Consider the following 15,826-nt stretch of genomic DNA (forward strand, 5'->3'; position numbering starts at 1 on the left):
CTGCGCTTTAATTGGAAACTCAAGTAATCCATTTTGTTTAACTAACGTTTTATCTAAGATTCAAGAGAGAAATAGTAATAACTTCTCGAGCATTATGCTTTTATATAGTTTATTTGTGTTATTAATTTGTATTACAAAATTGACATATCCGCACAAAAAAAAATTACATCATTATAATTATTTTTTATATAATTATCACATTAATGTGAATATTATGTAATATATAATTTAATTCACCTCTATCCCATTTTCATAATAAAGTTGCTCCTGTTCAGTCCGGACGTCTGATATTGCCAAATCATTGTAATAATTTCTGAAACTGTTTTTTTGAGTTTAGCAAAATCTTCATTCAACTTTAAAAAGATATTGGCCCCGGAAACAAGAATATCTTCTATTTCAGTATCCGCCAAATCATTAGAGTAAACAACAAATATGGCAGAGCTGTATCTTGTATCATCTATCCTCTCTTTAATAAGCAGAAAGTCTGTATTCTGAATATCCTGATAATTGATAAATACAACATCGGGAACTCCATACATAGCTTTGTTTAAGTACTGGCTCAAATCTTCATCATTATAAAAATCTGTACATCTGATTTTTATCCTGTGTTCCTGAAATATTTTTTTTAAAAGAATAAGACTATGTACATTAGAGTCTAATAAAGTGATGTTTAAAAACTCTTTATTCATGCTAGATTCCTTGTACTTAGTTCTACTTCTTTTTCTTTAAGATTTTTTCTTTTACCGATCATCTTTAAGAACAATGAAGGCGTAAGACCGGTAATATTTTTGAACTGACTGCTTAAATGGGCTACACTCGAATAATTAAGCATTAATGAAATTTCCGTTAAGCTGTACTTATTGCTTATCATTAATTCTTTTGCATACTCAATCTTCTGGATGATAATAAAGTTCTCTATGGAAGTATACGTAATTTCAGAAAACAGATTGGACAAATATCCATAGCTGTGATTTAATTTCTCGGAGATATAAATGGAAGCTTTTACAGAAATACAGTTTTCCGAAAAAACCAGCTCTACAATTGCATCTTTTATTTTCTGTACCAAAGCCGTCTTCTGGCTTTCAATAATCTCGATGCCGTAGTCTTGCAGTCTTTTTTTAAAGACTGTGTGTTGTTCTTGGGTGAAATCCTCGTAAAACTCAACTTCTCCAAAATCGAGCATCCGGTATTTCACTCCGTATTCTTTTAACTTATCATCCAATACCTTCCTGCAGAGCGCATTGAAATCAAACTTTACATACATTTTCATCCTAATCTAAGTGTGTTTATATTTAAAAGTAAATATACAAATTATTTCAATTAAAAGTGATATAGGGTATTAAAAAAAAATTCCTGTATGATTTTGATACAGGAATTAAACACTAAGGATGAAAAAAAATATACTTACTAAAAAGCTAAAAAATGCTTATAACAAAGTATATGTACATTATATTTATATGCGACTTGATACTTGCAAATATGCCAAGATAAACAAATTCACATATTATAGAATTATAGTAAAATGTTATATAATTATCAGTTTTTCAATATATGTTCCATCAGAAAGTCGTCCATAAAAAAATTATTTCCGATATCAAAAACCCCTTCGTCATATACTTTATAACCCTGAGACTCATAAAAATTTCTTGCTGAATTGTATTTATTTACATTCAGAATAATTCTTTCATCTCCGTATTGAGCAACGTTATCATTTAAAAATAACAGTGCTTTTTTCCCAAATCCTTTTCCTTTACTTTCAGGAACAAGATAAATTCTGTGAAGCTTTGTAGTTTTTTCTTCATAGCTGTTTTCATATCCTATAAAGCCTTCATAGGAATCATTATTTTCATCTTTAATCAAAAAATAATGATAATCAGGATTGTGTAAATGGCTGGCAATTTCTTCTTTAGAATACATGGTGTTCAGCATATACTCCATCTGTTTCTTGGAAAGGATTTCTGCGTAAGCATTTTCCCATGATCTTTTGGCCAAATCCTGAATCAAAGGAATATCGTTTTCTGTAGCTTTTATAAATTTCATTTATTTTAATTTTAATGCAAAGTTCGCAAAGATGTTTCACTCAGCAAAACCATAGATTATCAGGAATTAAAAAGGTGAAAAGTACAAAACCTTTCACCTTATAATATGTTTATTGTAACTTTAAAATGTTACTGGAAAATCATATTAAATATTTGCCATTTCAGCTTTGATCTTTGCGTGAAGACTTTCTGAAGCAGCAACTAATGGAAGTCTCAAATAGTTTTTAATAATTCCCATTTCTGCCAAAATCACTTTAACTCCGCAAGGATTTCCTTCTGCAAAAATAAGTCTTGTGATTTCAACTAATTTGTTGTGAATTTCGTAGGCTTCATCAACTTTTCTATCAAAAGCCAACTGCACCATTGTAGAGAATTCTTTCGGATATGCCTGTCCGATCACAGAAATCACTCCGTTTCCACCTGCTAAAGTTACAGGAAGTGTATATTCATCATCTCCGGAAACTAAATTAAATCCTTCTGGTTTTTTTCTTAAGATATCGAAATACTGAAGAATGTTCGGTGCCGCTTCTTTAATCAGGAACAAATTCGGAAATTCTTTTGCCAAACGCAATGTCGTTTCCGCTTCAAGGTTTTGTCCTGTTCTTGAAGGAACGTTATAAATAATGATGTTTTTCCCTGTAGAAGCAAGCACTTTATAATGTTGGTAAAGTCCTTCCTGATTCGGTTTGTTATAGTATGGAGACACAGAAAGTACCGCTTCAAATGCAGAAAGATCTGCTTCTTCTATCTGTTTCTTGACCTCAAGAGTATTATTACCGCCAATTCCTAAAACCAAAGGAACGCGTTTATTATTAACCTTAATGATATGCTCAATCACCTGTTTCTTCTCATCAGCAGAAAGCGTCGCAGCTTCGGCTGTAGTTCCCAAAACAACTAAATAATTGGTTCCGTTCTCGATGTTGTAGTCGACTAATTTTGTTAAACTATCAAAATCTACGGATAAATCTTCATTAAAGGGTGTCACCAATGCAACACCTACTCCTTTTAAAATGCTCATCTGTTAGAATTATTTTTTTCAAATTTAATCATTTACGCTAAGAATTTACAATAAATAATAATGTTTTATTCTACATATAATTATATTTGCATATACTAAAAGATATTATGAAAAATAAATTCATATTACTAGGAATTACTCTGGCAACGTTATCCGCTTGTAAGACGGCTTCTTCGGTCTCTTCTGTACAGCTTGTGGACGTGAAAACCCAGAAAAACATTTCTATTAATAATGAGCTAAAGAATGATGATGAGTTTGTAAAAATTATTGAACCTTATAAGCAGAAATTGGATAAGGAGATGAACCAGAAAATCTCCCACACCAATGTAGACCTTACAAAGCAGGGGGACAACAGTAATTTGGGCAATCTTTTAGCAGACTATACATTCGATGGAGCTAATGAGTGGGCGAAGAAAAATCTTCAAAAAAATGTCGACGCAGCGTTGATTAATATCGGAGGAATCCGAACAACGATCGGTAAAGGAGATATTTTGCTGAAAAGTGTGTTTGAAGTAATGCCTTTCGAAAATGAAGTCATCATTGTAAAAATGAAGGGAGCAGATTTGCAGGGTCTTTATGATTACTATGCAAAAACTCAGGTAAACAATCCTGTTTCTCATTTATACATTGAAACCAATAACGGACAACTGACCAAAACCTTAATCAACGGAAAAGCAGTAAACCCGACTCAGGATTACTATATTGCTACGTCTGATTATCTCGCTTTGGGTGGTGATAATATGAAATTCTTCGGAAAAGGAGAATCTATCCCGACAGGAATTAAATTAAGAGATTTATTTATTGATTATTTTAAGAAAACTCCTGAAGTTGTAGTAAATAATGATGTTCGTTTAAATTTTATCGGTAAGAAATAATGGATAGAAAAAGTTTTTTAAAAGCAATAGGTGGTGGAACTTTAGCAATGGCTCTAGCTCCCAATATGATGATGGCGGAAGAATTGAATATTCTTGATTTAAAGTCTGCAAATAAACTGACTATTCTTCATACCAACGATCAGCACAGCAGAATAGAACCTTTTGATGAAAGTTATACCAAAAATCCTAATCAGGGTGGTTTTGCAAGAAGGGCCAGTTTAATTCAGCAGATTAGAAATCAGGAATCTAATGTTTTACTGCTTGATTCTGGAGATATTTTTCAGGGAACTCCTTATTTTAACTTCTTCGGAGGCGAACTGGAATTTAAATTAATGTCCATGATGAAGTATGATGCTTCAACGATGGGAAATCATGATTTTGACAATAGTCTAGACGGATTTTTAAAGGTTTTACCTAATGCAAAGTTCCCTTTTATTTGTTCAAATTATGATTTTAAAAATACTATTCTTGACGGAAAGACTTCTCAATATAAGATTTTCAATAAAAATGGAATCAAGGTTGGTCTTTTTGGAGTAGGTATTCAATTAGACGGATTGGTGGGTAAAAAACAATATGGAGAGACCGTATATTCAGACCCGATTGATGTTGCTCAACATTATTCCAACTTCCTGAAAAATGAACAGAAATGTGATCTTGTCATCTGCCTTTCTCATATTGGCTATGATTATAAAGACGAACCTAATAAAGTAAGTGATAAAATCTTGGCGGCCAAAACAGAAAATATTGATATTATTTTAGGTGGCCATACCCATACTTTCTTACCGGAACCGCAAACTTTTACTAACAGAGCCGGTAAAAATGTACTGGTGAACCAGGTGGGATGGGCAGGTCTTCTTTTAGGCAGAATAGATTTCTTCTTCGATTCAAATAAAAACGTAAAACATATTTCCTGGAATAATCAGGTAATTGACAGCAGCATAATAGCATAATATGAAAAAACTTTTAATTTCTCTTGGCGTTTTAGCTTCTCTGCATTTTGTACATGCACAAACCATTACTTCAAAAAAATGGCAGGACATCTTCTCCTATAATAATGTTCTCGCGATGAAAGAAGATAACGGAAAAATAGTAGCTGCCACCGAAAACGGAATTTTTTATTATACGATTTCAACAGGAGAAATTACAAAGCTTTCTAAAGCGAATGGTCTTCATGAAGTGAAAATTTCAGCCTTCGACTACAATCCTCAGACAAAAATAGGATTGATAGGCTATCAAAACGGTTCATTAGATGTTATTACACCAGCTGGAATCACCTACGTTGTTGATATTCCTATTGCAACAGGGTATAACGGAAGTAAAAAAATCAACCATATTTCTATCACAGGAGACAAGGCGATTGTTTCTGTAGGATATGGGGTTTCTATTTTTGATCTTAAAAAGAAAGAATTCGGAGATTCTGCGCTTTTCGTTTCAGGAGGCGTTTATCAGGCAAGTAATGAAGCTACGATTTTAAATAACAAAGTGTATGCTGTCACGAATAACGGGCTTAAAACCCATGATTTAAATACAACATTTCCTGTATTTTCAACCTGGGCAACAGAGGTAAACGGATCTTTTACCGATGTAGATTCCGAATCTACCGTTGCATTTTCTTCATCTACAAGTGTACAGTTACTTATTAACAATACCTTTACTACACTTCCCCAAACATTCACAAATGTACAGGATGTTGTTGTGAACGGAGACAATATCGTTGTTGCAGATATTAATAGCGTTTATAGTTATAGCCTTACCGGAGGATTAATTGGAAATGTTTCAATAGGAGAAGAATGTAACACTGCTACACGTATCAATTCGAAAATTTTTACCGGAACTAAACTTTCTGGGATAAAAAATGAAGAACGCAATACCTTCAAACCTGATGGACCTTATTTTAATGATTCTTATAAAGTAAGAATATTTAATGAAAATCAGCTTTTGGTTTCAAGTGGTGCGAGAGTTGGTGGATTTAATGAGTCAATAGACAATCCTAAAAATCCTGGTTTTTATTATTTTAATGGAATGGAATGGGTTTATCCTTCATATTTTAAAGGAAGTAGTACCAAATTTAATGTATTAGATGCAATAGCAGATCCTGCGAATCCAAATGATATTTTTTTTACAAATTACAGCAATTCTCCAGGGCAAGGAATATATAAAATGAAATATAATACGACCAATAAAGATTTTGATTTTACAAAACTTTATACTGTAGGAGCTGATGGAATATTGGATCGACGACCAGTCGGTTTCGCATATGATGATCAGAATAATCTAGTTGCTGATCTTGCCTATTCAGAAGGAAAATATCCTGGAATGGCTTTTTATGATAGAGGGACTGATAATTTTTTAGTAAGAATGGTAACCCTTACAAGTAGTGGAATGCAACAACCTTTATTTAACCAAGGACTTTTTTGGATTCCGTTACCAAGATCTAATGAGTTTTTAGTCTATGATCATAAACAAACCATTAATACTTCAGATGATACTGAATATATAATACATCAATCAAACGGCCTACCGAGTAATTCTGAAGGCACACTCTCTGTTGCCATAGATAAATCTGGAGATGCTTGGATTGGGACTTTTACAGGATTAAGAATTCTTCCTAATGCAGCTACAGAAATAAAAAGCAACCCTCAACTAGAACCAATTGTAATAGAGCAAGGAGGGATAGCAGAAGAGCTCTTTAAAGACTCTCAGATTCTACAAATTGAAGTAGATGCAGGAAATCAAAAATGGGTTTCCGTAGATGGTGGTGGGGTATATTATCTTTCAGCTAGTGGAGAACAGACCCTAAAGCATTTCACTAAAGAGAACTCTCCACTTCCTACAAATAGTGTAACCGACATAAAAGTTGACAAAAAAACCGGTAGAGTTTACTTCGTTACGTATGATGGAATTGTTACCTATCAAGGTGATGTAGGTGATGTTACTTCCGGCTTCGGAAATGTATTGGTATATCCGAATCCTGTTGTCTATTCAAATTTCAAAGGAAAAGTAACCATCAAAGGTCTGGCTGAAAAAACAAATATCAGAATAACCGATGCAGCCGGAAACCTTGTGCATTCAGCTGTAGCCAGATCCGGATATTACGAATGGGATTTGAATAACCAGCGCGGAACAAGAGTAGCCTCCGGAATTTATTTCGTATTAATGACGAATGAGGACGGTTCAGATAAAGCGACTGCAAAAATAGCTGTGGTTAATTAATGAACGCACAGTCGGGATTTCTACTTTCTTATCTGAAATACGGAGAAAACGATGCCATCATTCATGCTTTTACAGAAAATGATGGCTTTCAAAGTTATTTTCTAAAAGGAATTTATACAAAAAAGAACAAAAAGAAAGCATTTCTTCTGCCTTTAAACAAGCTTAATTTTGCTGTTAATATGGCAAGAGGAAATGGCATTCCGACAATTTCAAAATTAGAATTGGATCATTTTTATGATTTATATTCAGATATTAATGCCAATACCGTTGTATTTTTTATTTCAGATTTTTTAAATCAGATTTTAAGGATTGAAAATAAAAACACAGTATTATTTATTGGAATTGATGAATTTCTTCAGGAACTCGACCGTAAAAACTATCAGTCTCATTTAATTCTTTTAATTAAGATTTTAAAAATACTGGGAGTTGCACCTCTGATCAATGAAGGTCAATATCTTAATCCGGAAACAGGAGTTTTTGCCCTTGAAATGGCGCATCATTTTTTTGATGAACACAATTCCCTGATCTGGAAAAATATCCTTTCTTCAGAAAGTCCTTATGAAATAAAAATACCTTCCAAATTCAGAAGAAATTTTTTAGACAGCATTTTGATTTACTACCATTATCATTTTGCAGACTTTAAAACTCCCGGATCTTTGGAAATCATTCAGCAGATTTTTGAATAACATCATGCATTTTTATGTATCCTTTTGTGAGTTTACATTTTCAGGACTTTCAGTCTCTGATTCAGCAATTTCTTTTTTAGAAAATCTCGGCTGAAGAATTTTTGCAATCAAACCGGTCCATCCCGTTTGGTGGGAAGCTCCTACTCCACGACCGTTATCTCCGTGGAAATATTCGTAAAACAAGATATAATCCTTAAAATCAGGATCTGTCTGAAATCTTGGATACTGCCCGTTAACAGGGCGATTTCCATTTTCATCTTTTAAAAATATTTTAGACAATCTTTTGCTGAGAGCATCTGCAATCTCATCCAGGTTTGAATAATTTCCGCTTCCGGTAGGATATTCTACCAAAAAGTCGGGGCTGTAGTAAAAGAAGAACCTTTGAAGACTTTCAATGATTAGAAAATTAATCGGGAACCAGATCGGGCCTCTCCAGTTGCTGTTTCCTCCAAAAAGTCCGCTATCGCTTTCTGCAGGGGTATATTTTACAGAATAATCGGTTTCATTCAGTTTTAAAGTATATACATTCTCCTCGTATTCCTTAGACAGGGCACGAACTCCGTAGTCACTCAAAAATTCATTCGGATTCAGCATTCTGTATAGTAACCTTTTCAGGCGATGCCCACGCAAAAGCGACAGCAAGTGCTTTGAATCCTGACCTTTCACTTCCCAACGGGAAACCAAAGATGCCAATTCGGGTTTATTTTCTAGCACCCATTTCATTCTTTTCTTAAAATTGGGAAGATTTTCTATCATTTCATCATCAATGACCTCAACCGCAAACATCGGAATGAGCCCCACTATGGTTCTTAGTTTTAAATACATATGGCTTCCGTCACTTGCTGAAAGAGCATCATAGAAAAATTCATCTTCTTCATCCCAAAGGCTGAAGTTTTCATCTCCCATTTTATCCAGTGAGTTGGCAATAGCAAGAAAATGATCAAAAAACTTCATGGCCATCTCTTCATACACATTATTATAAAGAGCCAGTTCAAGAGCAATTCTCATCATATTTAAGGCAAACATGGCCATCCAGCTTGTTCCGTCTGCCTGTTCCAGCTGCTCTCCATTCGGAAGGGTTGTATTTCGGTCAAAAACACCAATATTATCCAATCCTAAGAATCCCCCTTCAAAAATATTATTTCCATTATTGTCTTTTTTATTCACCCACCAGGTAAAATTCATAAGCAGTTTTTGAAAGGCACTTTCAAGGAATGCAATATCTGCTTTTTCCTGTATATACTCATCTATTTTAAAAACCCTGAAAACCGCCCATGCGTGAACCGGCGGATTGACATCACTAAGATTCCATTCATAGGCAGGAAGCTGCCCGTTTGGATGCATATACCATTCAAAAAGGAAAAGCTTTAACTGATGTTTTGAAAATTCCGGATCGATCAGTGAAAAACTTATTGTATGAAAAGCAAGATCCCATGTTGCATACCAAGGATATTCCCATTTATCGGGCATTGTAATAATATGACCGTTATTGAGGTGCTTCCAGTCCTGATTTCTAATTTTTTCACGGGAAACGGGTGGTTTTATTTCTGCGGGATCACCTTTCAGCCATTGTTCTACATTGTAATAATAAAACATTTTGTTCCAGAGCATTCCTGCGAAAGCCTGTCTTTGCACCAGTTTTTCATCCTCCGACTGTATTCCTGTCTGAATATCCACATAAAATTCATCAGCTTCCTGCTTTCTTGAATTAAAAATTACATCAAAATCTTTAAAAGGCTGTTCTAAATCTTCATCTGTAAGTCTGAATTCAAAAACTTTGGTTTCTTTTGCAGAAAAATTTTCATCGATCAAAAAAGAAGCTTTAGTTCCGAAATTTTGTGGATTAACAGATTGTGAATCCCCGGTAATTACAAAATTATTGATTCCGTCTTTGCAATATTTATATTCATTTGGAGACTGATAAAGCCGTGAATTATTGGTTTCATTATCACAAAACAATATGGATAAAGACTGTTTTGCATAGAATTTTTTTATTTCAAGATCTTTATGACTAACCTTAATTGATGATGCATCTTCTGTTCTCAATTCAGGTTTGTAATCATCATAGCCCCATTTCCACGTATTTCTGAACCAGATCGTCGGTAAAATAACAATAGTGGCGTCTTTTTCCGATTTATTAACAACCGTAAGCTTAATTAAGATATCATTCTGACTTTCTTTGGCATATTCAATAAAAATATCGAAGTATTCATTCTGATCAAAAATTCCGGTATCTATTAATTCGTATTCAGGCTCGTTTTTATTTCTTGCGGCATTCGTCTGTATAAGATCTTCGTATGGAAAAGCATTCTGAGGATATTTGTACAGCATCTTCATATACGAATGGGTAGGTGTGGAATCCAGATAATAAAAATATTCCTTTACGTCTTCTCCATGGTTTCCCTGTCCATTGGTTAAGCCAAAGAAACGTTCTTTTATCATTTTGTCTTTTTTATTCCAGAAGCCTACAGAAAAAACTAGTTTCTGCACATCATCACAAATCCCGCAAATTCCTTCTTCTCCCCACCTGTACGTTTTTGCTTCGGCATCATTGTGATTGGTGTAGTTCCATGCGTCACCGTTTTCACTGTAATCTTCACGCACAACTCCCCATTCTCTGTTGCTTACGTAAGGTCCCCATTTTTTCCAAGAGACATCTGAAAGTCTTTGCTTTTCTTTCATAGCTTTTCAAATAAATGTTAAAAATGAATTTTAAATGATTTGTTTTCTCACAAAAGAATTTCTGATATATCTAACCACCGGTTGAAAAACTTTCAAAAGTGGTCATTCCGCCATCTATAAAAATACTGCTTCCTGTAATATAATCTGAAAGATCACTGGCTAAAAATGCGGCTAAGTTCCCAATATCTTCAGGCTGCCCGATTCTATTGTAAGGAATCAATGTAAGAAGAGAATTCAAAGCATTATCTGTATTCCATGCATTGGTATTAATCGGTGTCTGAATTGCTCCCGGACAAATGGAATTCACCCTGATCTTGTCTGCTCCATATTCCTGAGCCAACGTCTGCATCAGCATTCTTATGGCTCCTTTACTCGAAGCATAATTGGCATGTCCTGCCCAAGGAATAATTTCATGAACGGAACTGATATGAATGATTTTTCCGCAGGCAACCGAACGTGAAGGATCGATTCCGCGACGGAGAAATTCTTTAATGGCTTCTCTTGCACACAGAAACTGACCTGTCAGATTCACTCCCATTACTGCATTCCATTGATCGATGGTCATTTCAGTAAATTTTGCATCTTTCTGAATTCCGGCATTATTGATCAGAATATCCACCGTTCCCAGCTCTGAAACGATATCCTGAAACATTTTAACCACCTGATCTTCTTTAGAAACATCACACTGGTAGATAATACCTTTTCCTCCGGCATCAATAATTTCTTTAAGAACACTATTTGCCTGTTCCATTGATCCTTCAAAAGGATAATTAACAACGACTGTTGCTCCCGCAGATGCTAAAGATTTTGCCACTCCGGCTCCGATTCCGCTGCTGGCTCCTGTAATCACGGCGACCTGATCTTTAAGTGAGATTTCCATGTTTGATTCGTATTTTATTTACAATCAATGGAAAGAATCAAGCCAAAATGAAAAATTTGGGAATTAAAATTTAATTTACAGTTTTTTATACATCAAAAATTGCGGTCCGCTTCTTCCGTCTCTGATTCTTCCATCATACACATATCCTGTCTTCAAATAAATTTCATAGGCAAGCGTATTATTCTGATTCACGGCAAGAACGATTTCATCACAAGTAAGAAAATATTTTTTCACAAACTCATCGATTACAAACATCACCGATTTTCCGATTCCTTTCCCCTGAAGCTCCGGATTAATTGATAATGACCTCAATAAAACTGAATTTGGATTATCGGTAATATCGAATTTATCAGCTCCAAAATCTAAAACTAAAAAACCCGCCAAAACTGCGTCGTCAAAAACAGAAACAGGAAAGGCAAGACCATCACCTCTTTCTTCTATTCTTTCCAGCGCCTGTGCAGCCGTAGAAGTATACAGGCTTTGCCTTTCGTCTAAAACATAGCTTAGTCCGGCTAAGTCTTTGGAAACAAAAAATTTCAGATGAACCATTGCGAATGTAATTAATGGTGATAAATATCTTCGTACATTACTCCTGCTCTGATCTCAACAGGAAGTTTATTTTCTTCAGGAACAATCGGACAGTTGTAGTCGTAAGCATTGTAGGCACAGTACGGATGATAAGACTGGTTAAAATCTAAAATAATTGAATTTCCTTCAGGAATCTTCAAATCCATGTATTTTCCTCCTCCATAGGTTTCTTTCGTATTGGTGACATCCCGAAAAGGAAGAAAAAGATGATCTTTATATTTTTCCGTTTTCATCAGATCCAAACTCTGGTATACGGTAAGTGTATAAGGCTTTCCGTCAAGTTCAAACGTTGCTTTTCCGAATTCCTGATAAGATTTTGTTTTTCCCGAAGATGTCGGAAGATCAAAAGGTACCGGATTTTCTGTTTTAACAAATTTTGCCCGTACTCTGTATTTTAAATCTATCGGAAAGAAAGGATGTTTTTTAAAGTTTGTGAAATTATCTCCTCTTAAAGGCGTTTCTTTAGGATTCAGATATTCTTCATTCAAATCCTTTTGAAATTTTTTGATGGCTTTAATTTCTTTTGCTTCCTGTTTTGAAGTGACCATAGTTGCTCCATTCTTTTGGGAAAAGCTGAAGAAAGGTATCAGTAAAAGAAGAATTATGATAGAGGGTTTCATTATGATTCGGAGATTTTAATTTTATAGATGTCAGATGAGTTTCTTTTAATTGACTGCACAAAAAAGCCTCCCTCTTCCGGAATCACTTCCTGAAAATCGAAACTTTTACAATCTTTGGGAAGCCCCGAAAATACAAGGGTAAACCAAAAGTCTTTCATAAAAGGCACTGCCGTCCAATTAGGATATATTGAAATATTTTCCGCATGAATCAGGTGACTTTTGTGATCCGAATTATTATCAAAAAGATACGTAGACCTCCAGATTCTGATCAGGTTTCCTAAAAACGGTGATGCCGGAAAACAGCAATGAACAATTACCTGTTTCTCCTCCTCTACTTTGGTTTGAAGAGATTCCAGAATTTCTTTTTCTATAATTGGTTTATTGATTGTTTCAGCCACGTTTATTTTATCGATAATGAGTAATAAATAATGAGTAATCGTTACATTACTCATTATTTATTGTGTTTGTTATTTTAATGTTCTAATTCAAGTTTTTCTTTAGAATAGCTTCGTACTTTTTCTGTCAGTTCAGGATGTTCCGCCAGCTTTTGTCCGTAAGAAGGAATTATCTCTAGCAATTTGTCTTTCCATTCTCCTTCCAGCTTTTCAGGGAAACATTTTTCAAGAACTTTTAACATAGCATATACCGCTGTAGATGCTCCCGGTGAAGCTCCCAATAATGAAGCGATCGTTCCTGCTTTATTCACAACGACTTCAGTTCCGAATTCGAGTTTTCCACCTTCTTTTTCGTCTTTTTTAATGATCTGTACTCTTTGTCCGGCTACTTTCAATTCCCAGTCTTCTTCTTTGGCATCTTTTATAAATTCTCTCAAATGCTGCATTCTCTGCGCTTTGGTCATTGCCACCTGCTGAATCAGATATTTCGTTAAAGGAATATTGTGCCACCAAGCTCCAAACAGAGATCTCAAATTTTTTGTATTTACACTTTCCGGCAAATCAAGGTAACTTCCTTCTTTTAGAAATTTTGTAGAAAATCCTGCAAAAGGACCAAAAAGAAGCGCTTTTTCACCATCAATAATTCTTAAATCCAGGTGAGGAACTGACATTGGCGGCGCATCTACCGTTGCCTGCGTATATACTTTTGCCTGATGTTTTTTCACCAATTCCTGATTGTGGGAAACCAACCATTGTCCGGAAACCGGAAAACCTCCATATCCTTCGCTTTCCTTAATATCCGAACTATCCAATAACGGTAAAGCATATCCTCCCGCTCCGATAAATACAAAATCAGCAACAATCTCCTGTTTGTGGTTATGAATTCTATCCTTCACCTTCATTTCCCATTTTCCGTCATCTCTAGGATCAATGTCTTTTACCTCATGATATAAAAAGACTTCAACATTGGAATCTTCCAATAAATGTCTTCCCATTTTTCTTGTTAAAGTTCCGAAGTTCACATCGGTACCTAAATCCATTTTGGTAGCCGCTAAAACTTCCGATTCATTTCTTTTGCTCATGACCAAAGGAATCCATTCTCTCAACTTGTCATGATCTCTGGAAAATTCCATTCCTTGAAATAAAACCGATTCTGATAATTTCTCATGACGCTTTTTAAGATATTCTGCATCTTTTTCACCAAACACCAAACTCATGTGCGAGCAGGAGTTGATAAAGTCTTTCGGATCATGAATATATCCTTTGCTTACTAAATACGACCAGAACTGTTTTGAAATTTCGAACTGCTCGGCAATACTTTCAGCTTTTGAAATATCTATAGATCCGTCTTCTTTTTCAGGAGTGTAATTAAGTTCACAAAAAGCAGAGTGTCCTGTTCCTGCATTATTCCATGCTGCTGTACTTTCTTTTGCAAATCTGCCTAATCTTTCAAAAATTGCAATTTCGAGATTGGGATCAAATTCATGAAGTAATGTTGCTAAAGTGGCACTCATAATTCCGCCACCTATCAGTACAACGTCATATTTTGGTTTCGGTGTTCTGCTAATAAGCGATTGTGACATAATTTCAAATTTTCTATCAAATTTCGGGAAAACTTATTAAAATTGATTTCATTTTAACATCTTATTTTTGCCTATTTCAACATTTTTTTTCTCGGAAGGAAATACAATGGAAAATATCAATGGATTGAAATTGAATCTATAAATAAAAAGCACCAACAAAATTGCCGGTGCTTTTTTATATTTTTTATAATGATTTCTAATTCAGTTTTGTAGTCAGCTTTTTGAATTGTTTTTCTGCATTTTTTCCTTCATACAGAATTCCGTACACCGTATCAATGATTGGAAGCTTTAAGCCTTTTTCTTTTGAAGTTTTATAAATAGAATCTGCAGCGTAATATCCTTCCGCCACCATGTTCATCGACTGAATTGCAGATTTTACAGTATAGCCCTTTCCTATAAGATTTCCTAAGTTTCTGTTTCTCGAGAATAAAGAATAAGCCGTTACCAGTAAATCTCCTAAATAAGCACTTTCATTCACGTCTCTAGGTGCTTCGTAAATTGCTTCCAGGAAAGTTTCCATTTCACGGATGGCATTGGAAACGAAAACAGCAGTAAAATTGTCTCCATACCCTAATCCGCTTGCAATTCCTGCTCCGATTGCAAAAATATTTTTAAGAATCGCACTGTACTCATTTCCTAAAATATCTTTACTGGAATGAACTTTAATAAAGTCAGAATTAAAAATACTTACGAGTTTTTCTGAAACTTCTTCTTCCACTGTAGCTATGGTAAGATAAGAAAGTCTTTCCATCGCAACTTCTTCTGCGTGACAAGGTCCTGCAATCACGGCCTGATTTCTGAATCCGATTTTGAATTCGTCTCTCAGATAATGGGCAACCACATCATTTACTTTAGGAATAATCCCTTTAATGGCCGAAACGAAGATTTTGTCGGTGTATTCACAACTCATTTTATCCAGCGTATCGGAAAGATAAATGGAAGGGGTTGCTAAAACAACAACATCACAGGCAGAAACCAACTCGTTGATGTCTGTTGTGAGTTTTAGATTTTTAATATTAAAATTGACTGCGGTAAGATAAGTCGGATTATGCCCACGAAGTTCGATGGCTCCTTTCACAAACTCATTTCTTACACACCAATGCACTATTTTGCAGTTTTCCACAAGCATTTTTACAATTGCCGTTGCAAAGCTTCCGCTCCCTACAACGCCTACAGAAACATCTTTTTTATTTTTCTTGGTATTTGAAGATTCTGACATTTTTTTCTTTTTTGCCATAATTGATTGT

Annotated in this window: 15 protein-coding genes; 4 read left to right on the plus strand and 11 right to left on the minus strand. The window is 34.8% G+C overall.

Annotated elements, in window-relative coordinates; all coding sequences use genetic code 11:
- Window positions 1–239: 239 nt before the first annotated feature.
- The 4 genes from JI747_RS15630 to dapA form a co-directional block, all read right to left on the minus strand.
- Window positions 240–689 carry a response regulator gene (locus JI747_RS15630; RefSeq protein WP_225689817.1) on the minus strand — a complete coding sequence of 150 codons (450 nt, stop codon included), beginning with the start codon at window positions 687–689 and terminating at the stop codon, window positions 240–242.
- Window positions 686–1,270, minus strand: coding sequence for a helix-turn-helix domain-containing protein (locus JI747_RS15635; protein ID WP_225689818.1), 585 nt, complete (start codon window positions 1,268–1,270; stop codon window positions 686–688). Before JI747_RS15635 ends, JI747_RS15630 begins: the two co-directional genes overlap by 4 nt.
- A gap of 266 nt (window positions 1,271–1,536) precedes the next feature.
- Complete coding sequence (locus tag JI747_RS15640) at window positions 1,537–2,040, minus strand: GNAT family N-acetyltransferase (RefSeq protein WP_225689819.1); 504 nt, start codon at window positions 2,038–2,040, stop codon at window positions 1,537–1,539.
- Window positions 2,041–2,184: 144 nt separating this feature from the next.
- Window positions 2,185–3,057 (minus strand): 4-hydroxy-tetrahydrodipicolinate synthase, encoded by an 873-nt coding sequence (dapA, locus tag JI747_RS15645; RefSeq protein WP_225689820.1) that lies wholly within the window; start codon window positions 3,055–3,057, stop codon window positions 2,185–2,187.
- A gap of 107 nt (window positions 3,058–3,164) precedes the next feature.
- On the opposite strand from dapA, the gene JI747_RS15650 reads away from it, so the two are divergent.
- Genes JI747_RS15650 through recO form a run of 4 tightly spaced genes read left to right on the plus strand, consistent with a single transcriptional unit; the run spans window position 3,165 to window position 7,831 of the window.
- Window positions 3,165–3,932, plus strand: a complete 768-nt coding sequence (locus tag JI747_RS15650; RefSeq protein WP_225689821.1) for a 5'-nucleotidase C-terminal domain-containing protein — start codon at window positions 3,165–3,167, stop codon at window positions 3,930–3,932.
- The gene (locus JI747_RS15655) at window positions 3,932–4,882 is read left to right on the plus strand and encodes a bifunctional metallophosphatase/5'-nucleotidase (RefSeq protein ID WP_225689822.1); all 951 of its coding nucleotides are present in this window, start codon (window positions 3,932–3,934) and stop codon (window positions 4,880–4,882) included. The genes JI747_RS15650 and JI747_RS15655 overlap by 1 nt, the downstream gene beginning before the upstream one ends.
- A 1-nt stretch (window position 4,883) precedes the next feature.
- Window positions 4,884–7,145 carry a type IX secretion system anionic LPS delivery protein PorZ gene (porZ, locus tag JI747_RS15660; protein WP_225689823.1) on the plus strand — a complete coding sequence of 754 codons (2,262 nt, stop codon included), beginning with the start codon at window positions 4,884–4,886 and terminating at the stop codon, window positions 7,143–7,145.
- Window positions 7,145–7,831, plus strand: a complete 687-nt coding sequence (recO, locus tag JI747_RS15665; protein WP_225689824.1) for a DNA repair protein RecO — start codon at window positions 7,145–7,147, stop codon at window positions 7,829–7,831. Before porZ ends, recO begins: the two co-directional genes overlap by 1 nt.
- Window positions 7,832–7,843: 12 nt before the next feature.
- Here the strand turns inward: recO and JI747_RS15670 are convergent, their stop codons facing one another.
- The 7 genes from JI747_RS15670 to JI747_RS15700 form a co-directional block, all read right to left on the minus strand.
- Complete coding sequence (locus tag JI747_RS15670) at window positions 7,844–10,513, minus strand: MGH1-like glycoside hydrolase domain-containing protein (RefSeq protein WP_225689825.1); 2,670 nt, start codon at window positions 10,511–10,513, stop codon at window positions 7,844–7,846.
- A 70-nt stretch (window positions 10,514–10,583) separates the two neighbouring features.
- On the minus strand, window positions 10,584–11,393 hold the full coding sequence (locus JI747_RS15675) for a glucose 1-dehydrogenase (RefSeq protein ID WP_225689826.1): 810 nt from the start codon (window positions 11,391–11,393) through the stop codon (window positions 10,584–10,586).
- A gap of 75 nt (window positions 11,394–11,468) precedes the next feature.
- Window positions 11,469–11,942 carry a GNAT family N-acetyltransferase gene (locus JI747_RS15680; protein ID WP_225689827.1) on the minus strand — a complete coding sequence of 158 codons (474 nt, stop codon included), beginning with the start codon at window positions 11,940–11,942 and terminating at the stop codon, window positions 11,469–11,471.
- Window positions 11,943–11,953: 11 nt separating this feature from the next.
- Window positions 11,954–12,601, minus strand: coding sequence for a DUF1684 domain-containing protein (locus JI747_RS15685; RefSeq protein WP_225689828.1), 648 nt, complete (start codon window positions 12,599–12,601; stop codon window positions 11,954–11,956).
- Window positions 12,601–13,053 carry a hypothetical protein gene (locus tag JI747_RS15690; RefSeq protein ID WP_225689829.1) on the minus strand — a complete coding sequence of 151 codons (453 nt, stop codon included), beginning with the start codon at window positions 13,051–13,053 and terminating at the stop codon, window positions 12,601–12,603. The genes JI747_RS15685 and JI747_RS15690 overlap by 1 nt, the downstream gene beginning before the upstream one ends.
- Window positions 13,054–13,073: 20 nt before the next feature.
- Complete coding sequence (gene mqo, locus JI747_RS15695) at window positions 13,074–14,579, minus strand: malate dehydrogenase (quinone) (RefSeq protein WP_225689830.1); 1,506 nt, start codon at window positions 14,577–14,579, stop codon at window positions 13,074–13,076.
- A gap of 196 nt (window positions 14,580–14,775) precedes the next feature.
- A complete protein-coding gene (locus tag JI747_RS15700; RefSeq protein WP_225689831.1) occupies window positions 14,776–15,798 on the minus strand; it encodes an NAD(P)H-dependent glycerol-3-phosphate dehydrogenase in 1,023 nt (340 codons plus the stop codon).
- Window positions 15,799–15,826 lie beyond the last annotated feature (28 nt).

Origin of the sequence: Chryseobacterium tagetis, from assembly GCF_016735585.2 — a bacterium.
GTDB lineage: Bacteria > Bacteroidota > Bacteroidia > Flavobacteriales > Weeksellaceae > Chryseobacterium > Chryseobacterium tagetis.